At 70.7% G+C, this 26,729-nt stretch carries 26 protein-coding genes and 1 tRNA gene; 13 read left to right on the top strand and 14 right to left on the bottom strand.

Annotated elements, in window-relative coordinates; genetic code table 11:
- Positions 1–138: 138 nt before the first annotated feature.
- The 5 genes from FB454_RS18540 to FB454_RS18520 form a co-directional block, all read right to left on the bottom strand.
- Positions 139–1,353: an ROK family protein gene (locus tag FB454_RS18540; RefSeq protein ID WP_145823229.1), complete on the bottom strand. Its 1,215-nt coding sequence runs from the start codon at positions 1,351–1,353 to the stop codon at positions 139–141.
- A 152-nt stretch (positions 1,354–1,505) separates the two neighbouring features.
- Positions 1,506–3,527 carry a hypothetical protein gene (locus tag FB454_RS18535; RefSeq protein ID WP_145823228.1) on the bottom strand — a complete coding sequence of 674 codons (2,022 nt, stop codon included), beginning with the start codon at positions 3,525–3,527 and terminating at the stop codon, positions 1,506–1,508.
- Positions 3,527–4,681, bottom strand: a complete 1,155-nt coding sequence (locus tag FB454_RS18530; protein WP_145823227.1) for a 5'-methylthioadenosine/S-adenosylhomocysteine nucleosidase — start codon at positions 4,679–4,681, stop codon at positions 3,527–3,529. The genes FB454_RS18535 and FB454_RS18530 overlap by 1 nt, the downstream gene beginning before the upstream one ends.
- Complete coding sequence (locus FB454_RS18525; protein ID WP_145823226.1) at positions 4,678–5,409, bottom strand: NUDIX hydrolase; 732 nt, start codon at positions 5,407–5,409, stop codon at positions 4,678–4,680. The genes FB454_RS18530 and FB454_RS18525 overlap by 4 nt, the downstream gene beginning before the upstream one ends.
- 421 nt (positions 5,410–5,830) lie before the next feature.
- Complete coding sequence (locus FB454_RS18520; protein WP_186461617.1) at positions 5,831–6,679, bottom strand: universal stress protein; 849 nt, start codon at positions 6,677–6,679, stop codon at positions 5,831–5,833.
- A 131-nt stretch (positions 6,680–6,810) separates the two neighbouring features.
- Here FB454_RS18520 and FB454_RS18515 point away from each other — a divergent pair, with 131 nt between their 5' ends.
- A complete protein-coding gene (locus FB454_RS18515) occupies positions 6,811–7,269 on the top strand; it encodes a MarR family winged helix-turn-helix transcriptional regulator (RefSeq protein ID WP_013287809.1) in 459 nt (152 codons plus the stop codon).
- A 74-nt stretch (positions 7,270–7,343) separates the two neighbouring features.
- Positions 7,344–8,771 (top strand): MFS transporter, encoded by a 1,428-nt coding sequence (locus tag FB454_RS18510; protein WP_145823224.1) that lies wholly within the window; start codon positions 7,344–7,346, stop codon positions 8,769–8,771.
- Position 8,772: 1 nt separating this feature from the next.
- On the opposite strand, the gene FB454_RS18505 is transcribed toward FB454_RS18510, so the two are convergent.
- Both FB454_RS18505 and FB454_RS18500 read right to left on the bottom strand, forming a co-directional pair.
- The gene (locus FB454_RS18505; RefSeq protein ID WP_145823223.1) at positions 8,773–9,570 is read right to left on the bottom strand and encodes an alpha/beta fold hydrolase; all 798 of its coding nucleotides are present in this window, start codon (positions 9,568–9,570) and stop codon (positions 8,773–8,775) included.
- Between the two features lie 52 nt (positions 9,571–9,622).
- Positions 9,623–10,207, bottom strand: a complete 585-nt coding sequence (locus FB454_RS18500; RefSeq protein ID WP_013287812.1) for a helix-turn-helix domain-containing protein — start codon at positions 10,205–10,207, stop codon at positions 9,623–9,625.
- 80 nt (positions 10,208–10,287) lie between these two features.
- Between FB454_RS18500 and FB454_RS18495 the strand changes: the two genes are divergently transcribed.
- The 8 genes from FB454_RS18495 (at position 10,288) to FB454_RS18460 (ending at position 18,383) form a co-directional block, all read left to right on the top strand.
- Positions 10,288–11,244 carry an NAD(P)/FAD-dependent oxidoreductase gene (locus tag FB454_RS18495; protein ID WP_013287813.1) on the top strand — a complete coding sequence of 319 codons (957 nt, stop codon included), beginning with the start codon at positions 10,288–10,290 and terminating at the stop codon, positions 11,242–11,244.
- Between the two features lie 75 nt (positions 11,245–11,319).
- On the top strand, positions 11,320–13,167 hold the full coding sequence (locus FB454_RS18490; protein ID WP_145823222.1) for a glycoside hydrolase family 15 protein: 1,848 nt from the start codon (positions 11,320–11,322) through the stop codon (positions 13,165–13,167).
- Between the two features lie 200 nt (positions 13,168–13,367).
- Positions 13,368–15,080: an ABC-F family ATP-binding cassette domain-containing protein gene (locus tag FB454_RS18485; RefSeq protein ID WP_486485432.1), complete on the top strand. Its 1,713-nt coding sequence runs from the start codon at positions 13,368–13,370 to the stop codon at positions 15,078–15,080.
- Between the two features lie 140 nt (positions 15,081–15,220).
- Positions 15,221–15,442, top strand: coding sequence for a hypothetical protein (locus tag FB454_RS18480; protein ID WP_486485431.1), 222 nt, complete (start codon positions 15,221–15,223; stop codon positions 15,440–15,442).
- A 58-nt stretch (positions 15,443–15,500) separates the two neighbouring features.
- A complete protein-coding gene (locus FB454_RS18475) occupies positions 15,501–16,313 on the top strand; it encodes a hypothetical protein (RefSeq protein WP_486485430.1) in 813 nt (270 codons plus the stop codon).
- 182 nt (positions 16,314–16,495) lie between these two features.
- On the top strand, positions 16,496–17,077 hold the full coding sequence (locus tag FB454_RS18470; protein WP_145823221.1) for a hypothetical protein: 582 nt from the start codon (positions 16,496–16,498) through the stop codon (positions 17,075–17,077).
- 42 nt (positions 17,078–17,119) lie between these two features.
- Complete coding sequence (locus FB454_RS18465; protein ID WP_145823220.1) at positions 17,120–17,518, top strand: hypothetical protein; 399 nt, start codon at positions 17,120–17,122, stop codon at positions 17,516–17,518.
- A gap of 235 nt (positions 17,519–17,753) precedes the next feature.
- Positions 17,754–18,383 (top strand): hypothetical protein, encoded by a 630-nt coding sequence (locus FB454_RS18460; protein ID WP_071098171.1) that lies wholly within the window; start codon positions 17,754–17,756, stop codon positions 18,381–18,383.
- A 48-nt stretch (positions 18,384–18,431) separates the two neighbouring features.
- Here the strand turns inward: FB454_RS18460 and FB454_RS18455 are convergent, their stop codons facing one another.
- On the bottom strand, positions 18,432–18,662 hold the full coding sequence (locus FB454_RS18455; protein WP_221488010.1) for a hypothetical protein: 231 nt from the start codon (positions 18,660–18,662) through the stop codon (positions 18,432–18,434).
- Between the two features lie 103 nt (positions 18,663–18,765).
- Between FB454_RS18455 and FB454_RS18450 the strand changes: the two genes are divergently transcribed.
- Positions 18,766–19,098: a hypothetical protein gene (locus tag FB454_RS18450; RefSeq protein ID WP_255368255.1), complete on the top strand. Its 333-nt coding sequence runs from the start codon at positions 18,766–18,768 to the stop codon at positions 19,096–19,098.
- A 360-nt stretch (positions 19,099–19,458) separates the two neighbouring features.
- Entirely contained in the window at positions 19,459–20,325 is an 867-nt protein-coding gene (locus tag FB454_RS18445; protein ID WP_145823219.1) for a hypothetical protein, read from the top strand.
- Between the two features lie 84 nt (positions 20,326–20,409).
- Here FB454_RS18445 and FB454_RS34910 read toward each other — a convergent pair whose 3' ends face one another.
- The 6 genes from FB454_RS34910 to FB454_RS18415 all read right to left on the bottom strand — a co-directional run bounded on the left by FB454_RS34910 (position 20,410) and on the right by FB454_RS18415 (position 24,886).
- A complete protein-coding gene (locus tag FB454_RS34910) occupies positions 20,410–20,625 on the bottom strand; it encodes a hypothetical protein (RefSeq protein WP_186461616.1) in 216 nt (71 codons plus the stop codon).
- Positions 20,626–20,635: 10 nt separating this feature from the next.
- Positions 20,636–20,710, bottom strand: a tRNA-Val gene (locus tag FB454_RS18435).
- Positions 20,711–20,793: 83 nt separating this feature from the next.
- Positions 20,794–21,261: a peroxiredoxin gene (locus FB454_RS18430; protein WP_013287822.1), complete on the bottom strand. Its 468-nt coding sequence runs from the start codon at positions 21,259–21,261 to the stop codon at positions 20,794–20,796.
- Between the two features lie 81 nt (positions 21,262–21,342).
- Positions 21,343–21,777 carry a DUF3052 domain-containing protein gene (locus tag FB454_RS18425; RefSeq protein WP_013287823.1) on the bottom strand — a complete coding sequence of 145 codons (435 nt, stop codon included), beginning with the start codon at positions 21,775–21,777 and terminating at the stop codon, positions 21,343–21,345.
- A gap of 110 nt (positions 21,778–21,887) precedes the next feature.
- A complete protein-coding gene (locus FB454_RS18420; RefSeq protein ID WP_357236728.1) occupies positions 21,888–24,353 on the bottom strand; it encodes a transketolase C-terminal domain-containing protein in 2,466 nt (821 codons plus the stop codon).
- A 62-nt stretch (positions 24,354–24,415) separates the two neighbouring features.
- Positions 24,416–24,886, bottom strand: a complete 471-nt coding sequence (locus FB454_RS18415) for a MarR family winged helix-turn-helix transcriptional regulator (RefSeq protein WP_013287825.1) — start codon at positions 24,884–24,886, stop codon at positions 24,416–24,418.
- A 186-nt stretch (positions 24,887–25,072) separates the two neighbouring features.
- Here FB454_RS18415 and FB454_RS18410 point away from each other — a divergent pair, with 186 nt between their 5' ends.
- A complete protein-coding gene (locus FB454_RS18410; RefSeq protein ID WP_145823217.1) occupies positions 25,073–26,716 on the top strand; it encodes an alkaline phosphatase D family protein in 1,644 nt (547 codons plus the stop codon).
- Positions 26,717–26,729 lie beyond the last annotated feature (13 nt).

The following is a 26,729-nucleotide window of genomic DNA, read 5'->3' as shown; positions in this document are numbered from 1 at the left end:
AATCACCCGCTGCCTCAAGCGCTACATCGCCCGACAGCTCTACCGCACCATCACCACCCACCACCAAACCCCTTGACAACCCCACTCACAGATCAACGCGATCGAGAGGGCTGGAGGCGCGGCGGTGCACGGCGCGGCTCACCCGGCAGTGGGGACGCCCAGGGGGTCGGCGAACAACGGGGAGAAGCCCAGTTCGGCGGCGCCGATCAAGGTGGCGTCGTAGCCGAGTGCGGACACGCGCAGGCGGGCCTTGTCGCGGGAGATGGGCAGCACGTTCGCGGCGATCCGGCTGCGGACGTGGCTGGCGCAGACCGGGAAGACCTCGCTGAGCGTGCCCCCGAAGATCACCACGCCGGGGTTGAACAGGTTGATCACGTTCGCCACGCCGATGCCCAGCCAGTCACCGATGTGCCGCAGCGCGTCCCGGGCGGCCGGCTCTCCCTGAGCGGCGGCGGCGACCACCGCGCGTACCGCCTCGCGCCCCTTCTCCCGCGCCGGGCGGCCCGCGACGTCGAGCAGCGCCCGCTCGCCGACCTCGGCCTCCAGGCACCCGCGCGAGCCGCAGCCACAGGGCCGCCCCTGGTACGGGTTCACGAGCATGTGCCCGACCTCGGAGGCGTACCCGCCGTCGCCGTCGAGCAGTTCCCCGCCCACGATGATCCCGCCGCCCACACCCACGTCGCCGTGCAGGTAGACCAGGTTCTGCACACCGACGCCGGCACCACGTTGATGCTCGGCCAGCGCCCCGAGGTGCGCCTCGTTGCCGACCAGGACGGGCAGGCCCAGATCCAGCCGCTGGGCCAGCTCGGCGCCGAACGCCTGGTCCACCCACCCCATGTCCGGTCCGAAGCGGACCATCCCGTCGCCCGGCCGGATCATGCCGCAGTAGGAGGCGCCCACGCCGACGCAGACCGATCCGGGTGGCGCGGCGTGGTGCAGGGCCCGCCCGAAGTCAGCGAGCACCGAGACAACGGAGTCGAGGTCGGCGCCGGCCCGTGGCCGTTCGGCCTCCAGCCGCGCCGCCGCCACACCGCCGAGCCCGACGCGGGCGGCCACGAGCCGGTCCACGGCGATGTCGAAGGCGAGGACGTAGACGGTGTCGGAGGCGGGACGCACCACACGCGAGGGACGCCCGGCCCGCCCGCTGCCACCCGCCGTCACCTCGCGGACCAAGCCGGCCGCCGCCAGTTCCGCGGTGAGCGCCATGACCGTGCTGCGGTTGACGCCCATCCAGTCGGCCAGCTCGACGCGCGTGACCGGGCCGGTCAGGTGGACGCGCCGCAGCAGCGCGCCGAGGTTGAGCCGGCGGCTGTCCCCCTGCGCGTGCCGGTCTGCTGCCAGACCTTTCAGCATCGACAACTCCGTCGGATGGCGACTGGCTCGTGGCCAGAGGATAGTTCCCGCACATCGACGGGTGCCAGCGCGTACCCGGAGTACGGCCCCGCCGCACGTCGGAGTTGCTTCCGACGACCAAGGAGCCTACGACGACCCATTGACAGACTCGACTATTTCGTGCCGCGCTTCCGACGAGCCTTGTCATCGGATCCACGGATAGCGCTACCGAGTTCCGCGAGTCTCTCGTCGGCACGGCGGCGTCGGTGCTTCACCCATTCTTTGCCTTCGGCAGCAACACCTTCGAGTACGTGCAAGGTGTTCCCGAGCCCAGCGGCGTCGAGCGACAGCTCGGCGATCTTGGTGGCGCTCTCGTCGTACTGGAGGGTTTCGTTCTCGGGTTCGCTCACACGGAGCGAGATCGGCTCTCCGCTGAACAACGTCAGCTCGAATACCTGCTGCTGCTTGGCGATTCCGTCGATCCGGACCGCGGCGACGGCATCGAAACGATAGTTGAGCCGTTGGGTGACGCGGCTGACGACCGTCTCGAAGTCGAGGTCGATGTTTACTTGCCGCACGCCGTCGTCTGTCAGCAGGAACAGCAGCAGACGGTATCGCGAGTAACGCCATGGCCCTTGCGGGTACCGTGCCTTCTTACAAGGGGGAGCAGGCGCCTCGATGAAGGCATGTGCAATTATCTGGCTCGGGTGGAGCCGGTATTGCCGCATGGCCTTATCGACCAAGACTTTCCGGTCGCTCTCCAACCAGGCAGCCATCTCTGTGTCTGACGGCTTGTCGGACAGCTTCTCGCACCATCGGTGGTACGCCGCCCAGCGTGCCGCATCCTTGACTTCCCTCTCCGCTTGATCGTCGGCGACCCTACGTCGCTCGGCGACGATGCGGAACGAGGAGCGCACCGCCGGCACGGCAGACGCCACCGCGAGCAGGATCCATCCTGCGCCCGCCAGAGGAGCGCTTGTCACGACAGCCGGGACGAACCAGAGGCTTCCGAGGGCGAGCAGAGCCAGCCCGCCGACCTGGAGCGCCTTGGCCTTGACCGGCGTGCGCAGTGCCTGACGATAGGCCGTCAGAGTGTCTTGCTCCCACTGCCTTCGCACGTCGCCTACGAGATACCGAACGAGCCAGGCGACGCGGTTGGCGTCGATACGCTGCTCACGGTAAAGCTCGACCAGTTCGTCGCGGAGGTGCCGCTGGATGCCCGCTGTCTGGGAGCGCCAGTAGGTCCGGTCAGTTCCATCGGGAACATATCGACCAAAATAGCGATTGAAAAGCACGTCCATCTTGCGGGCGAAGCCTCCCTGAGGCGCTTCTCGCCCCCGTTGCCGGGGTGGACGGATCTCTGCTTCCTTCGCGCGCAGCCGCGCCGCGCGGTAGTACCGCTCCGCCCCGCCGGCGCAGAAGGCGCCCAGTCCGACCAAGCCGGCGAGCAGCCCGAGCAGCGGGTCGCGCATGCCGCGAGCCGCGACGAGCACAATCATCTGCACTACCGCGAGGGTGAACGCAGCGGCGCCGATACCAGCGCGGAGCTGATCACGAAGAGGGACAGCAGCGGGCCGCACTGGCAATGTCCGAGGTTGGGCGGGTGTGGGATGGAAGAATTTCCAAACCCGGTTGAGTCGGTTCCCGGCTGTGCGCTGCGATTCGGCCAGCGCCACGGACTTTCGCCACATGGCCTCCTGCATCGCGCCGTCGAGCAGTGCCTCAAGATGACCGTAGATCTCGTCGCGCTGACGCTGCTTCAACGCGTCGATTTCCTTGACTGCACGATCCGTCTCCGCGACGCCAGCAGGAGCCAGGAGGTGATGGATGATCACACTCGAGCCTGCTGCCCATTCATCATGATCGTCGAGGCGGGACAGACCGGCGCAGACGGCCTCGAGATGGTCCAGTTCCTGGTCGGACAGCTGACGCAGCGTGCGTCCGCTCAACAGGGCGATGAGCCGGTAGAACTGGACTTCCGTCGTGAGATAGCCCCTGGCGACCGCCTTCTCAATGAGCATCCGTGCCCGGTCACGCACCCGCCCGTCGAGATACTTCAGCCCGAGGGCGAACTCCTCTTCAGGGCTGGAGCCCGGCGGTACCCGGTAAAAGTTGATGTCGCCGTGGACTACCCCCGCCTGCACGCCGACGTGGGCATTCCCTTGTGCGACGTTTGTCGTGGTCGGGGCAGTCATCACATCCCCCGCACCACAGCGATGATCGCCGCAAGCCGCACCGCCAACTCGGACACGTCGGCCACCAGGCCCCGCAACCGCAGGAGCGCGACCATCAGGCCACTCCTCTTCTCGGTTGTGCCTGCCGAGAAGCATGCGGTTGCCGTCTCCAGTTCCGACTCGGCTGCGGCATAGGTCTCTTCGTTCAGTTGCCCGTCAAGGTGGGCCTGCTTGAGGCGGGTTCGCAGTTCCGCGATGCTGGCTGCCAGGTCGATCGACCCATCGGCCCCGCCGCCGATAGTGACGTTGCCATTGATCTGCCCGGCCTGTATCCCGACACGGGCGTTGCCGGTGGCGACGTTGCGATTGTTGATCGACATCGTGGGGCTCCCGTCCCTCTCGGAACCGCCTTGGCTGGCAGATCCATCGATGATCAGTTCTCGCGCCAACGCGGTGGCGTAGACGGCGGCGTGACGTGCGGCTTTTCGTTGCCAGTCCTGCCCGTCGGTGGCTGCCTTGCTGCCGTCGGCATGGTCGCTAACACCACGAACGACCACCACGGGCAGGGCACGGTTGAGATGGCCGGCCTGGGCCACGCCAGCCGCCTCCATTTCGATTGCGACAGCGTCGTTGTAGTGCTGACGGATCCAGCGGGCCTGTTCGGAGATGCCCGAGTCCTGGACCACCTCTCCCGCAGCGATCGGGCCGAAATGGACGAAAGGATCTGATCCTGGGGGAAGACTCCGACGCCAAACGCTGGACCTGGCGACGTGATGGGCGATCTGGTCGGCCTCATGTGGGATCTCCCACGCCTTCGGCCTGGCCTTCAAGCCGTCGTCTTCGCTGGTACCGCCGTGATAGGCATAGATCTTGCTGGCAACGACGACGTCACCCAGCCGGATGTTGGGCCACAAACCACCGGCGACTCCCACGAACAGCACAGCTGCCGGGGAGAATTCGGCCATCGCCCGCTCCGCGAGCACCGCAGCCGGATGATTGCCCTTCCCAACCAAACCCAGCGCGATCCGGCAGCCGCTCTGGTCGATCCTGCCAACCTCGAAGCGGGTGCCGGCCGGATGGCGGCGCACCCGGAGGTCGATCAGTTGATCGCGAACCGCTTCGTACTCAAGGTCCAGTGCCGTGAGAATCACGACGAGGCCGCTGTTCGCGCTCACGTTGTCTCCTTGTTTTCCAGACCATGGGGTCGGGTCATCGGGGGGTGGAGAGTCGTGCAAGGGCCGGGACGGAAAAGCCGAGCGGGACGGCCCCCTTCGGGCTTCTTGTAAGTCGGGCCGGCCGGGACAATGAAGCCGTCCACGCTCTGCACTTTCCGGTAGAAGTTCCGTGGATCCAGTCGCACGCCCCACGCCGCTTCGTAGACCTCCTGAAGCTCTGCGATCGTGAAGGTCGGGCCACAGAAGGCAGTGGCGATCGCGGAGCGCTCCAGCTTTTCGCGCGCCCGCTCGACACCGTCGGCCAGGATCTGCTCATGATCGAAGGCGAGATGCGTCTCATCTGACAACGCCTGCGCCACAGGGATCCAACACGCCTGTGAGGCGTCAGTGCCGGCAATCGGCTCGGGCAATCGAGGCGCGATGGCCAGGTAAGCCGCCGAGATCACCCGCCCTCGCGGGTCACGATCCGGCGCACCATAGACGCCGAGTTGCTCGAGGTGCAGTTGATGCGGCCCCAAGCCAGCCTCCTCGGCAAGCTCTCGTTGGGCAGCCTCTACGAGATCTTCCTTCTCATGGTTAAGGAACCCGCCAGGCAGGGCCAAGGCACCTTGGTAGGGCTCGATCCCGCGCTCGATCAACAGCACCTGTAGGCAGGATTTCCGCAAAGTGAGGATGACGAGGTCAACCGCAAGAAGAACGGCCGGGGGAACCCATTGATCGCCAGACATGAATCGACCATAGACTTACTGTCACTCTGACATGAAGGCTGCCGACTGTCGGATTTCAGCGGGGCACCGAGAGGGAGGTTGCGTCTTTCGACGCCGATGGCGGGCAAGGGGGTCGACGCTCGATCGGCGTCCACCCTCAACAGATCGCGGACCTACCAGGCCAAGACGAGCATGGGTGGCGGGCGCGGCCGCGAGACAGGTGAACTCTGGTTCGCACTGCTGCCCGGCACCGGGCTGGCCGCAACGGGCACCCGGCTGCCGGGCGGGCACTACCTCCACCGCATTGACTGCCGGATTGGGCATGACAGCGAGCGGCAAGCCGGCTGGGCTGGCGGTGGAGGCGGGTGGAACGTCACGGGTGTCTCCCGGTCCGGGAGACACCCGTGACGTTCCAGTCGGCGCGGACGGGCGCGCCGGAGGACTACTCGGCTTCGCGGACCGGGCTCTGCGGCACCACCATGACCGGCCGGTGGGCGCGGTGCAGCGTGGCCATGGCGACGCTGCCGAGCAGGATCTTGCGGACCGCCGTGCGGCCGCGCGAACCGACGACGACCACGCTCGCCTTGCGCTCGGTGGCGACGACGGAGAGCGCGTCGGCCACCGCGCGGCCCGGAGCACCGCCGCCGGCGCGGACGCGCACCGTGGTCACCGGCTGCCCGTCGACAGTCTCCGGCGCATCCCCCTCGTCGCCGTCGACGGCGACCAGGACGACCTCACGCTCCGGGAAGAGGCGACGGGCGGCGGCGAGCGCGGCCTCGGATCCGGCCGAGGCGTCCCAGCCGACCACCACCGGCCCGGCGGCGAGCGCGTCGTACTCGTCGGTCAGCAGCGGGTGCGGCACGACCAGCACGGGACGCGGGCTGTAGTGCACGGCCATGTCGGAGACGCTGCCGAGCACCGCGCGGGCGCCGCCGAGGCCCCGCGAGCCGAGCAGCAGCACGTCGGCCTGCTTCTCGTCGGCCAGTTCGGCGAGGCGGAGCCCTTCGCCGCCGTAGCTGCGGCACACGAGCGGCTCGGCGTCCCAGCCGGCGGCGCGGCCCAGCATCACGCCGACGGACGTCATCCGGTCGGCCTCCCGGCCGCCCTCGCGCTCGATCGCCTCGACGAACACGTTGATGTCGCGGGTGCCGGTCCAGAGCCGCTTGCGGAGTTCCTCGCTGGCGAACGGCGGCGTCCACAGATGCCCGATCCACGCGTGCGCGCCGGGGAACAGCAGCGCGCCCGCCTCGATGGCGGCGCTAGCGGCCGGAGACCCGTCGTAACCCACCATCACTTGCCTGCCGTGCTCGTCGCTCACCGCACCCAACCTCTCTCACCGACGACATCTCACAAGATCGTATCCGGGTCCGGACCGGGTCCGAGCTGGATCATCCGCCACGGAATCATCGGTACGCTGGGCGGATGAGCACCCCGGACCTGTCGTACCTCCTCGACCACACCAGCCACGTGTTGCGTACCCGGGTGGCGGCGGCGCTCGCCGAGATCGGGCTGACCGCACGGATGCACTGCGTGCTCGCGCACGCGCTGCCCGAGGAGCGTACGCAGATCCAGCTCGCCGAGATGGGCGACATGGACAAGACGACGATGGTGGTGACGGTGGACGCGCTGGAGCAGGCCGGGCTGGCCGAGCGGCGTCCGTCGCGTACGGACCGGCGGGCGCGGATCATCGCGGTCACCGAGGAGGGCGCCCGGGTGGCCGCGCGCAGCCAGGAGATCGTCGACCGGGTGCACGCCGAGGCGCTGGCGAGCCTGCCCGACGACGAGCGGAAGGTCTTCCTGCGCGCGCTGGAACGCCTGACCGCAGGCCACCTGGCCACGCCTGTGCAGAGCCCGAAGCCGGCCCGCCGGGCCCGCCAATAGTCCCTCAATAGATTGTCTGTAACGGAACTATCCGCTACGGTCTCTCCTGTCGCACCTCTCGACAGGAGGACTCCATGTCCGCTCCCCGCTCCCGGCGGCTCGCCCTCGGCGTGCTCGCCACCGGCGCCCTGATGACCATCCTCGACGGCAGCATCGTCACCGTGGCGATGCCGGCCATCCAGCGCGACCTGCGCTTCTCCCCGGCCGGCCTGAGCTGGGTGGTGAACGTGTACCTGATCGCGTTCGGCAGCCTGCTCCTGCTCGCCGGCCGGCTCGGCGACCTGATCGGGCGCCGGACGATGTTCCTCGGCGGCACCGCGCTGTTCACCGCCGCCTCCGTGCTGGCCGGGGTGGCGGCGAACAGCGCCACGCTCGTCGCGGCCCGCTTCCTCCAGGGCCTCGGCAGCGCGGCAGCCACGGCGGTGAGCCTCGGCATCCTGGTCACGCTCTTCCCCGACGCCGCCGGGCGGGCGCGGGCGTTCGCCGTGTTCGCGTTCACCGGCGCCGCCGGCGCGGCGATCGGCCAGGTCGCCGGCGGCCTGCTCACCGACGCGCTGGGCTGGCACTGGATCTTCCTGATCAACCTGCCGATCGGCCTGGCCACGATCGCGCTCGCGGTCCGTACGCTGCCCGCCGACCGGGGCCTGGGCCTGGCCGCCGGAGCCGACGTGGCGGGCGCGCTGCTGGTCACCGCCGGGCTCGTGCTGGGCATCTACACGGTGGTCACGATCGAGCGGTACGGGGCGACGTCGGCGCACACGCTCGGCCTGGGCGCGCTCGCCGCCGCGCTCGTCGCCGGGTTCGTGGTCCGGCAGGCCACCGCGCACCGCCCGCTCATGCCGCTGCGGCTGCTGCGCTCGCGCGGCGTCGCCGTGGCGAACGTGGTGCAGATCCTCACCGTGGCCGCGACGTTCGCGTTCCAGGTTCTCGTCACGCTCTACCTCCAGCAGGTGCTCGGCTACGACGCCACCCGCACCGGGCTGGCGCTGCTCCCGGCGGCTGTCGTCATCGGCGCGGTGTCGCTCGGCGTCTCGGCCCGGCTCAACGCCCGCTTCGGCGAGCGGGCCGTGCTGATCGCCGGGCTCGTGCTGCTCGCCGCCATGTTCGCGTTGCTGGCCCGGGTACCGGTGGACGGCCGCTACCTGCCCGACGTGCTCCCGGTGATGCTGCTCGCCGGCGGGTTCGGGCTGGTGCTGCCGGCGCTCACCGCGCTCGGCATGTCCGCCGCCCGCGCCGAGGACGCCGGTCTCGCCTCCGGGCTGTTCAACACCACCCAGCAGCTCGGCATGGCGTTCGGCGTCGCGGTGCTGTCCACGCTGGCCGCAGCCCGTACCGCCGACCGGGTCGCGCTCGGCGACGACAGAGCAACGGCCCTGACCAGCGGCTTCCACGCGGCGTTCGCGGTCGGCGCGGGGCTCGTGGTGGTCGCCGTCGTGCTCGCGTACGCGCTGCTGCGCCCCCGCATGGCCGAGCGGGCCGAGGCTCCGGCGCTCGTGGGGTGAGTCAGCCGGGGGCGCGCGCCGGATGGGTGAGGAAGGGCAGCACCGCCGCCGGCAACGCCGGTGAGGCCACCACGTCGTAGTGGGTGAGCCCCGGCAGCACCGCGAGCCGGGACGCGGGACGGTCGGCGCCGTCGCCGCCCGCGTCCCGGTGGCCGCCCCCGAGCAGGCCGAAGAACTCCGCCGCGTGACCGACCGGGATCTCGTCCGCGTCGGCGAAGACCAGCAGCACCGGCATCGGCAGCGCGGCCACCTCGGCGGACCAGTCGTAGTCCCGCCGCAGCAGTTCCCCGCTGCGGGCCCAGAGCAGGGGCCAGTCCTGCGGGCGGGGCGCGACCCGCGCGTACCGCTCGTACGGCGGGGTGCCGCGCATGCGTTCGGCGGCGCGCTCGTCGTGGGCGGACATCGCGGCCAGCGTCTCCGGGTACCAGCCGTGCCGCCGGAACGGCGTGGAGACGAGCACCAGGCGGCGGATCAGGGCGGGGTGCTGGATCGCGGTACGCAGGGCCACCCCGCCGCCGAGCGAGTAGCCGAGCACGTCGGCGCGCGGCAGGCCGAGGTGACGCAGCAGCCCGGCGACGTCTTCGGCCATCGACTCGTACCGCAGCGGCCGGTCCAGACCGCCGGTGCGGCCGTGGCCCCGCAGGTCGACGGCGATCAGCCGGCGGCGCGCGGCGAGCGCCTGCCGGACCGGCGCGAACGTCTCCGTCGAGCCGTATCCGCCGTGCAGCAGGACCAGCGGCTTGCCGGTGCCGTGCTCCTCGTACCAGATCCGCAGCCCGCCGACGTCCGCATAGGTCACCCGCCGATCGTCGCGCCCCCGGCGCCGCGGCGGGCGCGTTCGCGGACGCCGCTCAGCGGGACGCGCGGGGGCGGGCGCGCAGGTGGGCGCGTTCGCCCTGGCTGCCGAAGAGGCTGAGGAACTCCACCCCCTCGCTGTCGGCGCGGCCGAACCAGTGCGGTACGCGGGTGTCGAACTCGGCCGCCTCACCGGGTTCGAGCACCAGGTCGTGTTCGCCGAGCACGAGCCGCAGCCGCCCGTTGAGCACGTAGACCCACTCGTACCCCTCGTGGGTCTTCGGCTCGGGCTCGGACCGCCCGCCGGCCGGGATGATCAGCTTGTACGCCTGGATGCCGCCCGCGCGGCGGGTGAGCGGCAGCATGGTCATCCCGTACGCGGCGACCGGCCGCAGGTGGACGCGCGGGTCGCCGGTGGGTGGGGCGCCGACCAGTTCGTCGAGCGTGACGCCGTGCGCGCGGGCGAGCGGGAGCAGCAGTTCCAGCGTGGGCTTGCGACCGCCGGACTCCAGCCGGGACAGCGTGCTCACCGAGATGCCGGTGGCGGCGGAGAGGTCGGTGAGGGTGGTCTCCCGCTCGCGGCGGAGCGCGCGCAGCCGGGGGCCGACCGCGTCGAGGGCCTGGTCGAGGTCGTCGTCCATGCCGGCCAGTTTGCCACATCAGCAACGGAGTTTGCAGTTCTGCCGGGTCCGGCCGCAGTCTGGTCGCGGAGGTGGTCACGATGACCGAGAACTACGAGGTACTGGTGATCGGCGGCGGCGCGGCCGGGCTCAACGGCGGGCTGATGCTGGCCCGGGCACGCCGCTCGGTGCTGGTGGTGGACGGAGGCGAGCCCCGCAACGCGCCCGCCGACGGCGTGCACGCGCTGCTGGGGCACGACGGCGTGCCGCCGGCCGAGCTGCTGGCGCGCGGCCGGGACGAGGTGCGCCGCTACGGCGGGCACCTGACCGAGGGCCGGGTCGAGACGGTGGACCGCGACGGCGACGGGTTCGCGGTGGCGCTCGCGGACGGCCGCCGGGTACGCGCCGGGCACGTGCTGGTCGCCACCGGCCTGGTCGACGAGCTGCCGGATGTGCCCGGCCTGCGCGAGCGCTGGGGGCGGGACGTGGTGCACTGCCCGTACTGCCACGGCTGGGAGGTGCGCGAGCGGCCGATCGGGGTGATCGGCAGCGGCCCGATGTCGGTGCACCAGACGCTGCTGTTCCGGCAGTGGAGCGACGATGTGGTCTACCTGCGGCACACCGCGCCACCGCTCACCGACGAGCAGGCCGAGCAGCTCGCCGCGCGCGGCGTGCCTGTGGTCGAGGGCGAGATCGCGGCCGTCGAGACGGCCGGGGACCGGCTGACCGGGGTACGCCTGCGCGACGGCCGCACCGTCGACCGCGAGGTGCTCACAGTCGCGCCCCGGATGGTGGCGCGCGCCGGGTTCCTGGCCGGGCTGGGCCTGCGTCCGCAACCGCACCCCAGCGGGATGGGCGAGTACCTGCCGGCCGACGAGTCGGGGCGTACCGATGTGCCTGGGGTGTGGGTTGCGGGCAACGTGACGAACCTGTCGGCGCAGGTCGGCGCCGCCGCGGCGGCGGGCGCCTGGACCGCGGCGATGATCAACGCGGACCTGGTGCAGGCGGAGACCCAGCGGGCGGTCGAGGCGCACCGTGGCGCGCGGGCGGGTGGGTGACCACGAATCACCCCTAACCTGACAATTCTTCCCCTAGGTTGAGTCGGAGAGGGCAGTCGGAACCTGGGGGGCGATGTGAAGGGCTATCCGGCGATCGAGGATCACGGGCTCATCGGCGACCTCCAGACCGCCGCGCTGGTGACCTGTGACGGCACGATCGACTGGTTCTGCGCTCCGCGCTTCGACTCGCCGAGCATCTTCGCCGCGCTGCTGGACAAGGAGAAGGGCGGCTTCTTCCAGATCGCCCCGCACGAGGTCCGGTACGTCACCAAGCAGCTCTACCTGCCCGGCACGCCGATCCTGATCACCCGGTTCATCAGCGCGGACGGCGTCGCCGAGGTGATGGACTTCATGCCGGTCACCGGCGAACGGGTCACCGACTCGCACCGCATCGTGCGCATGGTCACCATGGTGCGCGGCAGCATGCGCTTCCGGGTGGAGTGCCGGCCCCGGTTCGACTACGCACGCGAGCGCCACGACCTGGAGCGGCACCGCAACGGCTACCTGTTCCGCAGCCCGTCGGCGACGCTCACCTTCAACCCGATCGACCCGGTGCGGCAGCTCTGGGCCCAGACCGGCGAGATCCGCATGGAGGGCGGCGACCTGATCGCCTACGGCACGCTGAAGGAGGGCGACACCGGCGGGGTGATCCTGGAGACCGGCAGTGAGGAACCCCGGATCATCCCGCCGGAAGAGGTCCAGGGCATGTTCGAGTGGACCCGGGACTACTGGCGGCGCTGGGTCGAACGCTCCCGCTACACCGGGCGCTGGCGGGAGATGGTCGAGCGCTCCGCCATCACGCTCAAGCTCATGACGTACGCGCCGACCGGCGCGATGATCGCCGCACCGACCGCCGCGCTGCCCGAGCTGGTCGGCGGCTCCCGCAACTGGGACTACCGCTACACCTGGGTACGCGACACCTCGTTCTCGGTGCACGCGCTGCTCGGTCTCGGGTTCACCGAGGAGGTCAGCCGGTACATGGACTGGCTGGACGAGCGCATCCGCGAAGCAGGCGACCACCAGGACCCACTGAAGATCATGTACCGGGTGGACGGGTCGTCGGACCTGCACGAGGAGGTGCTCGACCATCTGGAGGGATACCGGGGCTCCCGCCCGGTTCGGATCGGCAACGGCGCGGCCGACCAGCTCCAGCTCGACATCCACGGCGAGGCGCTCTACGCCATGCACCTCGCCGACGAGCAGGGCATCCGGGTGTCGCACCAGGTGTGGAAGAGCACCGTGCGCCTGGTCGACTGGCTCTGCCACAACTGGGACAAGCGCGACGCCGGCATCTGGGAGAGCCGGCACCACCCCCGCAACTACACGTTCGGCCGGGTGATGTCCTGGGTGGCGCTGGACCGGGCCATCCGGCTGGCCACCCGGACCGGCCGGCCCGGAGACATGAGCTGCTGGACCGAGCAACGCAACCGGATCTACAACCAGGTCATGGCCCGCGGTTTCCACCGGGAACGCGGCAGCTTCGTGCAGGCGTACGACGAGAACGTGCTCGACGCCGCCCTGCTCTACATGCCGGCGGTCGGCTTCGTCACGCCCAGCGACCCGCTGTGGCTGTCCACCCTGGAGTCGATCGAGCGGGATCTGGTCTCGGACAGCCTGGTCCACCGGTACGACCCGCTGCACTCCCCCGACGGGCTGCCCGGCCACGAGGGCACGTTCAACATGTGCACCTTCTGGTATGTCGAGGCGCTGGCCCGCTCCGGCCGGCTGGACGACGCCCGGCTCACCCTGGAGAAGATGTTCACCTTCAGCAACCACCTCGGCCTCTACGCCGAGGAGATCGCCTCCACCGGTGAGCAGATCGGCAACTACCCGCAGGCGTTCAGCCACCTCGCGCTGATCAACTCGGCGCTGGCGGTGAACGACCTGCTCGACGCGGAGGCCGACGCCCGCCTCCGCCGGTAACTCCGGTGATCTCCGGCCCGGCCCCGGGTAGCCTTCACCGCATGAGGTTCCACGCCGCCGTCATGAAGCCCTGGTCCCTCCGCTGACGGCGGCAGGGTGACCGGCTTCTTCTGACGTACCAGCTCTGCTCCGCCGTCCTGGCGTTCCCGCCGGGCGGTGTCCTCGCGCTGCCCGGCTCCACGACGAGCCGAGAGCGGACTGTGAACAACCTCGACCACGTACCTTCATCCCCATCCACCTCAGGCGGTTCGCTGCCCGCCGGGCACCGGGCGCACGTCCGGGCCGACGGCGTCCGCGTCGTACGCGGCGGCCGGGTCGTGCTGTCCGACGTCGGCGTGACCGTCTCCGCCGGATCCCGCCTGGCGGTCGTCGGCGAGAACGGCCGCGGCAAGACCACCCTGCTCCACGTGCTGGCCGGCATCCTCGTGCCCGACCAGGGCACCGTGGAACGGCTGGGCACGATCGGCGTCGCCCGGCAGAACCTGGAGGCGCGCAACGGCGAGACGGTGGGCACGCTCGTCCACGGGGCGATCCGGGAGTCCGAACGCGCACTGCGGGCGCTGGACGACGCCGCCGACGCGCTGGCCGAGGGCCGGGCGGGCGCGGACGACGCGTACGCCACAGCGCTCGACGCGGCGACCCGGCTGGACGCCTGGGACGCGCAGCGTCGCGTCGACGTGGCGCTGGCCGGTCTCGACGCCTGCCCGGACCGGGACCGCCCGCTGGCGACGCTGTCGGTCGGCCAGCGCTACCGGGTCCGGCTGGCGTGCCTGCTCGGGGCCCGGGTCGACCTGCTGATGCTGGACGAGCCGACCAACCACCTCGACGCGGCCAGCCTGGCCTTCCTCACCGCGCGGCTGCGCGAGCACCCGGGCGGCGTGGTGCTGGTGACCCACGACCGCGCCCTGCTGCGGGACGTGGCCACGGAGTTCCTCGACCTCGACCCCAGCGCGGACGGGCGCCCGCGCCGTTACGCCGGGGACTACACGGCCTGGCAGGACGGGCGCCGCCGCGACTTCGCGCACTGGGTACGCGACCACGAGGCGCAGCAGGCCGAGCACCAGCGGCTGGCCGACGCGGTACGGGAGGCGCAGGGCCGGCTCAGCACCGGCTGGCGTCCGGAGAAGGGCCACGGCAAGCACCAACGCCAATCTCGCGCCCCCGGACTGGTGCAGGCGCTGCGACGCCGGCAGGAGGCGCTCGACGAGCACCGGATCACCGTCCCGGAGCCACCGCAGCCGCTGCGCTGGCCGCCGCTGGACACCCGGGCCGGACTGCCGATCCTGCGGTGCCACGACGTGACGGTGACCGGGCGTCTGCGTACCCGGGTCACGCTCACGCTCGACGGCGGGGACCGGCTGCTCGTGACCGGGCCCAACGGCGCGGGCAAGTCGACGCTGCTCTCCGTGCTGGCCGGCGACCTCGTGCCGTCGACCGGGGAGGTCCGTCACCCGTCCGGGGCGCGCGTCGCGTACCTCGGCCAGGAGGTGCCCGACTGGCCGCCCCTGATGCTCGCCCACGACCTGTACGAGCAGCACGTGGGCCGGCTGCGCTCCACCGGGCGCCTCGGCTCCGGCACGGCCCTGCCGCTGGGCGCGACGAACCTGCTCGACGCCGAGGCCCGGCGTACCCCGGTCGGCCGGATGTCGCACGGACAGCAACGGCGGCTGAACCTGGCGCTGCGCCTGGCCGAGCGTCCCGACCTGCTGATCCTCGACGAACCCACGAACCACCTGTCCGCGCCGCTCGTCGACGACCTCACCGCCGCCCTGCTGACGACCAGGGCCGCGGTGGTCGTCGCCACCCACGACCGGCAGATGCTCCAGGACCTGGCGGCCTGGCCCACGCTGCCCCTCACCGCCGACGACGCCGGGCCGTCCGGTCACACAGGGTCATGCCTGCCTGAAGGTTGATGACTTCGAGCGATATGACTGAGAGGCATATTTATGCCTCTCAGTCATATCGCTCGTGCGGACGGACCTCCCGGGTCCACCCGACGAAGCGGCGGTGCAGTGCGCCGGCCGGCGCCCACGGCATGTCCTCCGAGGCCTGCATGGCAGCGGCAGACATCGTTGCGGGAGACGGTGACGCCGAGGACCTGGCGTACGAGATCTACTGGCACGCGGCCTATTCCCAGTTGCCGGAACTGCGACCCGTGGCTGATCGTTTCCTGGAGCTGTACGTCGGATGGGGCCCGGCCTTCGACCAGACCGAGGAGGCGACTGCGGCCGCTAAGGTGGCGGCCCAGTCGTTCCTGCGCGACCATCCAGCCTGAGCGGCTCCCGCGTGTCTCGTCTACCGCAGCGACCGCGCACGGGCAAACGCCAGACGTGATGAGCCATATGCTGCACCCCGAGTGGAAGCGGGGATTCGTGAGGATCGTTGATCGGGTTCGCGGCGGATCCTTCGTCGCCGGTGTACTGGTGGTACTGGGCCTTGCCGGCTGCGTCACACGAGCCGACCCGCCACCGCCTCCGGCGCCCTCCGTGAATCCCGCGCCGTCGGCATCGCCCACCGAGCAAGAGGCGCTGATGGCGACGATTCGCCAGCTGGTCGAGCGGGCCGACGTCGGCGACGACATTCGGGAGCGCACGATCGAGGTCGGCGAGCCCTATGAACCCTGCGACCTGCTCATTGCCGACCCCGACCGGTCGAACGGGGGCGGGTTGGAGTTCGATCAGGTGTGGGGCGCGGGCCTGGAGGTCAATCCCGTAGGGATCTTCGCCGACGTCCAGCCCCCGACAACCCTTATGAACATCACGGTGATCGGTCTGCGCGATGCCTCGGCGGCCGCTGCGGCCGCGCGTAGGGCGCGCACCGCACGTTGCCCGAGTAAGGAATTCCGACTCAACATCGGGATGGCCACCGCCCGGTGGGGCGCACGCACGATGACCATCGGATCGACGAGCGCGCGGCTGACCACGGCGACGGTGAGCCGGGTGAACCCGGAAAACGCGGAAGGAATGCCGTTCCTGCCGGGCAACGCGCGGCTGATCTTCGCGCACGGCTCGCTGCTCATCAGTGTCGAGGCCCTCACCTTCTGGCCGCCCAAGCTGAGCACCGCCGCCGACGTCACCGCAACCGCTCAGGAGAAGGCCACGTCCCTGGCAACGGCTATTGTCAGGACCGTCCCCGCGCCAGGCTAGGACCGAGCAGCCCGCTGGCGTCGATACGCGCTGGCCGAGCACCTGATATCGGCGTTGGATTTCAGGCACTCCTCCGCCCAGACAAGTCAGTCGGGTGTGGCGGATCTGCCCGGCTGAGCGCGGCGCAATCCAGGTCCTTTCCGGGTCGGCGGGTGCCACCGTCGTCGCTCTACGATTCCGTCGTGGTGCCGAACGCTGCCCGCCGCGCCAGGCGTCGAGGCAAGGCGATTCTCGCGTCCCTGGTTGTGGTGCTCGTGCTGCTGTCCACGTACCTCACGATCACGCTGAGGTACAAGCTGCACCAAGGAAACTTCGGAGCGAACCCGCAGGCGTTGTCGAGCGCCACTGCTGGTCCCTACACGGAGTACCGGTACCTTGCGCAGCCCGGTCGAATCGTCGAATACGGGTTCAAGGCGGTGACCACAGACGGCGGCCCCGGCTACGCCGTTGATCAGGTTCACGTGAACATGGATGTCGGCCGTGAGGGCTTCGAGAGGGGAAAGGCCACTCCCTTCGAGCCGTTCGACCTTCCGGCGGGCGATCAGATATTCGTGTGGGTGACCCTGCGCTTCTCCGAAGATCTCCTTCTGAACTATCAGCCTCCGTGTGCGGGGTTCTCTTTCGCAACGCACGAAGTGCGATTCAACGTCCTCGGGATGCAGCGCGAGCAGAGAGTGCCGATCGGCTACTTCATCCGCGTCGAGACGCCTGACGCCGAAGGACGGCCCTGCCGCAGTGACGAGCAGATGTCGTCTCCCGGCTGATACTGGACATGATCGTTCTGGCCGAGGCGCTAGCTTGCCGGGGTGGGCTACGACATGTTCGTTCAGCGTTTCGCGCAGGGCTACGCCGCCCCGATGGCGGCTGACGCCTTCCTGGCTGTCTTTGCGCCCCGTGTCGACCGCCGAGCACCGCAGCACAGCCATTGGCACATCAGCGCCGAGGACGGCGGCACGGCAGATGTCTACGCCGCCCTCACCGGCGACACTCTCGACAGTTTCACGATCAGCCGATTCTCCGCCGGCGCGGTTCTCGACATGCTCGTCGAGTTCATCGGGCTCTCCGATGCCGTGGTACTTCCACCTGGCTCCCCCACCCTGCTCGCGCACGAAGGGCAGCGGGACCACCTTCCCGAGGAACTTCGCGCCAACGCCGTGGTCGTCCAGGCCGGCGCGGACGTCGAGCGCGTCATCCTGAAATGCTAGGCAACGTGTGAACGTCCGACGGTGCTGGACAGGCGGCAGCCGGCCCGCCGACTGCCCGCTCTAACCACGCCGGACAGCGCCCTGTCTTTCCGCGGCGGCCTTGCGGTCTTCCCGCTCTCCGCGTCAGTCGCCGGGCATCAGGCGTGTCCTCCATCGGCTGAGTGCGACACCTCGGCGTGCCGATACGGCATAAGCGAGTGTTGAGGGCGGCTCGGTGGATCTAGGGTCCTCGTCCATGCCCGACAGGATGTGGTCGCTGGCCGATTTCCGCTTCGACGAGGCTATCGAGGCTGCCGAGGTGTACCTCGACAGCGGGACAGAGCTGAAGCGGATGGCCCGGGACGAGGCGATCGCCTTCGCCCACGAACGGGGTGCCAGTCTCGTGGCTTGGTGCCCGCCGTCCGACGAGGCGGTCCCCTCCTGCGTATTGGCGAAGGTGAGCCTCCCGCTGCGTTGGGAGCAGGCTCCGCTCGATGAGCCGGTGATCGATGAGCGGCTGTGGTTTGAGGCTCCCTGCGGGCGTGACGTCCTGGTCGGTAACGGCCACACGTTCACCGGGCGAATGGCAGCGTGGTGTCCCCACGAGAACGTGGGTTACAACGTCTCGCGCACCGAGATGGCGGCGATGTCGGACGAGGCCCGCTACTTCGTCGCGGGTTTCCTGGCCGGCAGCGAGCCCCGACACCCGGTGGACGTTGACGGCGAGACCGACGAGGCGGATCTGAACGCTTGGCGGGCCGCCCTCTCCCGATTTCGGCGCACGGGATCGTGGTACGGCCGCTGGGGAACTTGCCAGGTGTGCGGGTGTGTCCTGCTGCCGGACACCGCCGGCGACCGATGCCACCAGCACTTGGTCGTCGACTGAGCCCTTCTTACGCCCGCCCGTGCTGTCAGCGACTCCCAGCGCGGGGACTCAGATCCGGCGACGAGGTTCTCTGCCGCTGACACCACCGTACGGAAGCGGGACGCCCAAGGCTCGCCAGAGGTCACGGAGCACCCGTCCGAGCCGCTCGCTGTCGTCCATCGACAGCTCAGCGATGGCCATGCCGGCGGCCTGGTGCTCCCCGACGTTGTAGATCAGGTCGGCAAGCGCCGTCGCTGACGGTCGGTCGAGACGAAGAACGACTTCCTCTTCCTCAGGCATGTCCGGCACCCTACGGCTCCAGCAGCATTCGACGCTCGTCCGTCGTCCCACCAGAGGTGTCTCGTGCGGCCAAGGTCCCCACGTGATGTGGAACCATGACCGCATGGACCAGGAGACTGCGCCACAGGGGTGGATGCAGCAGCACATGGCCTCCTGGCTCCGCCTCGCCACCACCTTGCAAAGCGAAGGCTGGGAGGCGCAGATGACGTGTGAGGCAGCTCCGGTGCAGATGGAAGGTCACTTGCCGAGTGGCGAGCGGTTCTACTTCCGTGCCCGTCACAGCGATGTATCGCTCGGCATCGGAGGCGAAGACCCTTCCGACATCCCTGAGTGGGAAGAGAGCGAATCACACGAGGAAGCAAGCTGGCTACCAGCTACCGACGGGGAGGCCATCATCCGACGACTCGCGCTCCGATATGCGGGGCGGAAGCGTTGAGGTGTGGCCGGGATTCGCTTCGCGTGGTGGCACCCTTCCCTTGATGGTGGGAGCGGCAGGTTTCGAACCTGCGACCCCTCGCTTGTAAGTTCTGGGCGCTCCGTCTACACGGTCACCGCTGCTGTCGGCAGCCGCGCCCTGCCCCGTCTCACGTCTAGGAGTTGCCGGTCATGGCCGTAGGCAGCTTGCCGCAGCGGACCTGGCGCGGCTGTGGTTCAGCGGTTGCTGGGCGACGCGTCCGCTGAACGCCGATCAGTGCAGGCGGCCGATTGGACCGGTGCTCTTCACATGACTTGGCGGTGCTCTTAACATGATCGGCCGCCGGTCGCGTAGCCGGCGGGCATCGGCCGGGGGTGTGGCGTGGGCAAGCGATCACGTGTCGAGTGGCACGACAACGGCGCGCTCACCTGGACTTGGGGGCTGACGCTGATCGTGTCGGGCGTCGGGCTGCTGCTGTTGGCCGTTGCGGCGGTCCTCTGGGCGGTCCACACCCCGGCCGAGGTCGCCGATGGAGGCGGCAGATTCATGGTCCCGGCGATATTCGGTGCCGTCGCGCTTCTGGTAGCGGTGGCTGGACGAATCACCTCGGCCAACGCCCTGAGGTACGCAGACTCGACCCTGCCGAAGGTTCCCCACGAACTGGGGGTGACACACCACGTCGGGAGGCAGCGGCGCTCGCTACGACGTAGCAGCGGCATTGCCTACCTGTATATGGCGGTCATCGCTGGCGGGCTCGCCGGCGCCGCTCTGGTGAACTGGGATGAGCAGCCCCGCGCTGGCAGCCTGCTTGAACTGGCACTCGCCGCGAGCGGCGCTGCCGGCTGCTACCTGGCCGGGCCGGCCGCCCGGTTCGTCGTCACACCGGAATATCTCCGCATCGAGACGGCGCTGCGCCGCATATCGATACCCCGGCACATGCTCGGCGACTTCTCCCAGCGCGGCGTAAAGATCCGTCTCGACCTGAGCAACGGCGACTACGTCCAGTTCCGGGTCGACTCACCCATATTGGACGCCGGCAACAGCAGGTACCGAACCAACGGGCGGACCCAGGCGCGCACCGTCGAGCGAATCGTGGCGATGCTGCGCGACGTGACCAGCGCCGGTAGCACCGACAGTCAGGTCGTAAGAGCGCCGAGGTGGGCCATGATCACCCTCGCCGTCGCCGCCGGGCTGGTGTCGGTCGCAGCGTTCATCGCGCCAGTCTTGCTACCGGCGCTTAGACCCTGACCGAGAGACGCTGCACAGCCTCATCCCAGGAGCGCGCCGTTACAGCCACCGAACACCGATATCTGCGCAGCAGACCCTTCTTGGCTACGTGCTGGTGATCTCGCCCTGCTCTTCGCCGGCCTCCGAGAGAAAGCCGGCCGCCCCGAGGTCCGGCTGCACGACCTGCGGCACACCGTCGTCTCGCTGCTGATGGAGTTGCGCGTCCCGCCGCACGTCGTCCAGGCCATCGCCCGGCACGCCGACGTAAGCCCCTGTTGCTGTCACCGCCCCGAGGCCCGATCTTCTCGGGGCGGTTTTCACTGCTGGTGGGTGGTGGGCGCGGCAGGTTTCGAACCTGCGACCCCTCGCTTGTAAGGCGAGTGCTCTCCCACTGAGCTACGCGCCCGGAACGCCCGTACGGCGGGCCGGAGCGGCCAGCTTACCTGCCCGCCTCCGGCCCCGCGCAACGACGTGCCTGGGGTGTGGGACTCAGGCGGCGACGGCCTCGGCCAGTGCCTTGCGCCAGCCCTGCTGGTCGCGCGCCTCGCCGGGCATGTTCATCTCGGCGAACCGGACCACGCCGGCCTTGTCGATGACGAAGGTGCCCCGGTTGGCGATGCCCGCGACGTCGTTGAAGACGCCGTACGCCTGCGCCACCGCGCCGTGCGGCCAGAAGTCGGACAGCAGCGGGAACTGGTAGCCCTCCCGGTCGGCCCAGATCTTGTGGGCGTACACGGAGTCGACGCTGACGGTCAGCACCTGGACGTCGTCGTTGACGTACTCGTTGAGGTTGTCCCGCACCTCGCACAGCTCGCCCTGGCAGATGCCGGTGAAGGCGAGCGGGTAGAAGACCAGCAGCACGGTCTTGCTACCGCGGAGGTCGGAGAGCCGGACCTCCTGGTTGTTCTGGTCCTTGAGCAGGAAGTCGGGCGCCTCGGCGCCAACCTCGATGGGCATGCGTGCTCCCTCGGGATCGGGTCTGGAGATGATCAGCCTGCCACACCCGGCGACCGCGGTCGCCGGGTGTGCGGCGCCGCCCTACTTCTTGCTCTTGGACCCGCGACGCATGACGAGGCGGGCCCCGCTCCAGTCGCGGCCGGCGTTGATGGTGGAGGTCTGCTGGAGCCCGGCAGTCTGCGCGCTCTCCGCGACCTCGCTCGGCTCGACGTGACCGTCGCGGCCGGCCTTCGGGGTCAGGAGCCAGACCACGCCGTTGTCCGCGAGCGGCCCGAGGGCGTCGACGAGGAGCTCGAACAGGTCACCGTCGCCGTCGCGGTGCCAGACCAGAACCGCGTCGACCACCTCGTCGGTGTCCTCGTCGACGAGTTCCCCACAGCGGTCGGTCAGGGCGTCCCGGAGATCGGTGTCGACGTCGTCGTCGTAGCCCATCTCCATGACGACCATGCCCGGCTCGATACCGAACCGGTCCGCCAGGCTGCGTACCCCGTCGGCCTGGCCAGCGGTCGCGCTCACTGTCGAGTGCCTCCTCATCTATCCCTGCTCGTGGCGTCGGGTGACACCGTCGGGCTCAGTCCACACAGTTGCGGCTCGCCGCGCAAGTGGCGCACCGGGTGGAACGGAATTTACCGTGCCAGCAGCGTACGGGCACCCTGGGTGATGGCTTCCGCGGAGACCAGAACCTGACGGGCAGCCGGACCTAATGGTACAAACGAGTCAAGTGCGGCTACGCGGCGTGCAGCGCCCACGTACCCGGTGTCGACGAGCGCGGACAGGACGCCCTCGCCCACCCCGCCGGTTCGCCGCGTCTCGTCCACCACCAGCACCCGGCCGGTCGCCGAGGACTCCCGGATGATGTCGGCCACCGGCAGCGGGGCCAGCCAGCGCAGGTCCACCACCCGGCTGCCCACGCCCTCCTCGGCCAGCGTGGCGGCGGCACGCAGCGACATCCGCACCCCGTTACCGAACGTGATGATGGTGAGGTCCTCGGCGGAGCCGATCCCGTAGACGCGAGCCCGCCCGATCGGCACGTGCCGGTCCGCCCAGGTGCCCGGCTCGGCGTACTCGGCGGTCCACTCGTCGTCACCGTCCGTGTACAGGTCGCGCACGTGGTAGAGCGCGATCGGCTCCACGAACACGCAGACGCTGCCGTCCACCCGGGCCGCCGCCAGGCAGGTCCGCAGCATCGGCGCGGCGTCGTCCGGCCGGGCCGGCACGGCCACCACCAGCCCCGGCACGTCCCGCAGCGCCCCCAGCGAGTCGTCGTTGCGGTCGTGGCCGCCGAGTCCTTCCGGGCTCGCCAGGCCGGGCACCCGCACCACCATCGGGTTGCGGAACTCGCCCCGGGACAGGAACCGCATGGTGGCCGCCTCGCCGCGGAGCTGGTCCTCGGCGCCGTGCAGCGATGTGAGGTGGCGGATCTCGGGCACCGGCAGCAGACCGGCCAGCCCGGCGCCCAGCCCGAGCCCGAGGATCGAGGTCGCGTCCGGCAGCGTGTCGAACACGCGCGCCGCCCCGAACCGGTCCCGCAGCCCCTCGGTCACGCCGTACACCCCACCCTGTGCGGCCACGTCGTGGCCGAACACCGCCGTCCCGGGGTGGTCGAGCATGCCGTCGGCGAGCGCGGCGTTGATGCTCTGCGCCAGCGTGAGCGGGCCGGTCAGCTCCGGCGGCTTGCCGCCGAACGCCTCCGCCCGCGCTCCGGCGCCCGGCCCGGCCGCGTGCGCCGCCGCCTCGGCGACCGCGCGGGACACCCGCACCGGCCGGCGCGGCGCCAGCTCCCGCACGATCTCGACCGGGGAGGCGAGCTTCGGCTCGTCCAGCACCTCCTCGGCGACGCGGCGCAGTTGCCAGCCCCGCTCGTCGTAGCGGGCCAGCAGTTCCTCGCCACTGGCGTACCCGGAGGTCACCAGCAGCCGCGCGGTGGCCAGCAGCGGGTCGCGGGCCGCGTCGCCGTCACCCTGCTCCATCAGGCGGACCGCGCTCAGGTGCAGCACGGCGGGCCGGCGCTGGCGGCGTACCCAGTCCGCCGCCTCCGCCGCGACCCGGTAGGTCGCGGCCACGTCCGTGCCGTCGGCGGCGAAGTACCTGATGCCGGGCCGGGCCCGCAGCGTGGCGGCCACCCAGCCCTCGGCGGAGGCGCCGCCGTCGGCGCAGACGAACAGCACCGGGATGCGCAGGCCGGTGTGGTCGTACCAGCCGGTCGTGTTCAGCGCGGCCGTGGCCGCGGCGTGGTCGGCCGCGCCGTCGTCGAAGGCGCAGACCACCACGGCGTCGGCCGGCCAGGGCGCCGCCTCGGCCTCGCCGTCGGCGGGCCGCGCGCCGCGGCGCAGCCGCTCCAGCGCGAGCCCCAGGCCGACGGCGCGCGGCAGGTGCGAACCGGCGGCCGACGTGGTCGGCACGACCGCCAGGTCGGCGCGGCCGAAGACCTTCGCCCGCCCGCCGGCCGCGGGCTCCTCGGCGGAGGCGACGATGCCGCGCAGCACGTCGCGCGCCGCCGCCGCGAACGCGTCGTCGGGCGCGGGCTGCGGCAGATCGGGTACGACGACAGTCGCGTCCCCGTCCGCGTCCACGACGATCCCGGCGCCCACGGGGAGGCTGGCCGCCTCCGTCTCCCCCGGGTCAACGTCGAGATCTTGGTGGGAAACGGCCCCCGGAGGGGCGCTTTCGCTCCAAGATCTTCCCGGTTCCGGGGTGGTGGGTGGGGCGTCGGCGCCGGTCGCGGGCGGCAGGTCCGGCGGGGCTGCGGGGAAGGCGCCGGCGGCCTGGGCCGCGCGCAGGCAGTAGAACGCGCCGGAGCGGGCGTGCAGCAGCGCGGGATCGGTCGGCCGCAGCGCGGCTGCCACCGCGGCGTCGCCCTCGTGACCGGCCGACTCGACAGTGAAGTACCCCTCACCGAAGCCCGACAGCCACCGCCCGGCCAGGTCGAGCAGCCGGCTGGTCAGCTGCGCGTCGAACAGGGCCAGCGCCTGCGCCCCGGTCAACGCACCGCCGTCGGGCAGCGGTTCGGCCAGGTCGCGCCGCTGGTCGGGCGCCCCGAGCGCGGCCAGTTCGGCTCGGAGCCGGTCGTCGAGATCGTGCGGGGTGGTCACGCGGACAGCATTACCGACTCGGGCCCGCCTCGCCCAGTCGGACACGTTCCGCCCGGCGTGGCTCAGACCTGGCCACACTCCTGCGGACAGCCTCCGTCGGAGACCTTGAGCACCAGGTCCCGCAGTGTGGCCAGTTCGTCGGTGCTCAGGGCGTCGAGGAGTCGGGAGTCCGACATCACCTGGCGGACCCGGTCGCGTACCTGCCGCCCCCGCCCGGTGACCACGAGCGCCTTCTGCCGCCGGTCGGCCGGATCGGTACGCCGTTCCACCAGCCCGGCCTGCTCCAGCTTGTCGGCCAGGCCGGTGACGTTGGACCTGTCGCAGCCGAGCTGCTCGGCGAGGTCACGGGCCGGGAGCGGGCGGTCCGGGTCCAGCTCGTGCAGCGCCCGGGCGACCGCCGGGGTGAGGCCCAGCGCCGCGATCCCCTCGTCCTGGTGGTGCCGCAACGCGGCGGCGACGTGCAGGATCCGGCGCACGGTCTCCCCGGCCAGGTCCGCCCGGTCACGGACGGTGGGAACGGTGGATTGCGCCATCCGATCATCGTATGGGCGAGTCGATCTTCGATCAGCCGAACGGTCAGGCACCTCCTGCAACCGATTGCCGATCATGAAGCGCTGTTCGGCGGAAATTCCCGGCCGGTCGTCCGCCCTTCACCTGACGGCCATCGACGTCCGTGAGGCTGCCGGGAGTCGACGAACCGGACTCCGGGGAGGAAAACCGTGGCTCTGTCCCGACGTACCATCCTGCTCAGCGGCGCGGCGCTCGGCGCCGCCGGCGCGGCAGCCGGCCTGCCGGTCGCGGCCGCCGCGTCGCCCGGCCCGCTGCGCCGCGACCCGTTCACGCTCGGCGTGGCCTCCGGCGACCCGGACCACGAGGGCTTCGTGCTCTGGACCCGGCTGGCGCCGGAGCCGCTGGCCGAGGACGGCCTGGGCGGCATGCCGTCGCGGGTCGTGCCGGTGTCCTGGGAGGTGGCCGCCGACGAGCGCTTCCGGCACGTGGTGCGCCGCGGCGTACGGCTGGCCCGGCCGGAGTCTTCGCACAGCGTGCACGTCGAACTGGACGGCCTGCTGCCCGGACGGGAGTACTTCTACCGGTTCCGGGCCGAACGCTGGGCGTCCCCGGCCGGGCGCACCCGCACCGCCCCGGCGCCGTGGTCGATGCCCTCCGCGCTCGCCATGGGCTTCGCCTCCTGCTCGCAGTACGAGCACGGCTACTTCACCGCGTACCGGCGGCTGGCCGAGACCGAGCCGGAGCTGATCCTGCACCTCGGCGACTACCAGTACGAGTACGCCAAGGGCACGTACAACGTCCCCGGCGGCAACCCGCGCGACCACGAGGGCCCGGAGACCCGGACGCTGGCGAACTACCGGCAGCGGCACGCCCAGTACAAGACCGACACCGACCTCCAGGCGGCGCACGCGGTCGCGCCCTGGGTGGTGGTCTTCGACGACCACGAGGTGGAGAACAACTGGGCCGACGAGGTGCCCGAGGCGCCCGACCCGGAGTTCCCCGCACGGCGGGCGGCGGCGTTCCAGGCCTACTACGAGAACATGCCGCTACGCCGCACCTCGATCCCGCGCGGCATCGACATGCAGCTCTACCGGCGGGTGCGCTGGGGCCGGCTGGCCACCTTCCACATGCTCGACACCCGGCAGTACCGGGACGACCAGGCGTGCGGTGACGGCTACAAGAGCTGCGCCGAGGCGTCCGACCCGGCCCGCTCGATCACCGGCGCCGCCCAGGAGGCGTGGCTGCTGGACGGCTTCCGCCGTTCCGAGGCCCGCTGGGACCTGCTCGGCCAGCAGGTGTTCTTCGCCCAGCGGGACAACAACTCCGGTCCGCTGACGGTGACGAGCATGGACGCCTGGGACGGGTACGTCGCATCCCGGGACCGGATCACCCGGGGCTGGACGGCCGCCGGGGTGCGCAACCCGGTGGTGCTCACCGGCGACGTGCACGCGCACTGGGCCAGTGACCTGAAGCTGGACTACGCCGACCCGACCTCGCGCACCGTCGGCAGCGAGCTGGTCTGCTCGTCGATCACCTCGACCGGGGACGGCGCCGACTCGCCGACCGGCTCGCACCCGTGGCTGGCGTTCAACCCGCACCTGCGCTTCCAGAACAACCTTCGGGGGTACGTCCGCACCACTATCACCCCGACCGAGCTGACCGCCGACTTCGACGTGCTGCCGTACGTGAGCCGGCCGGACGCGCCCGCGTACACCCGGGCCACGTTCGTGATCGAGGACCGCGTACCCGGGCTGAACCTGACCCACGACCGGCCGCCGGCCGCGGTGCGCACCGCCGCCCCCGGCGTCGACCAGGGCCGGCAGACGGTGGAGGCGGAGACGGTCCGCCCGTGACGGCGCGGCCGGG

The organism is Micromonospora sp. CNZ297, assembly GCF_007827625.1.
The sequence above is the reverse complement of the archived record's forward strand: the minus strand, read 5'-3'. Positions and strand labels throughout refer to the sequence as shown.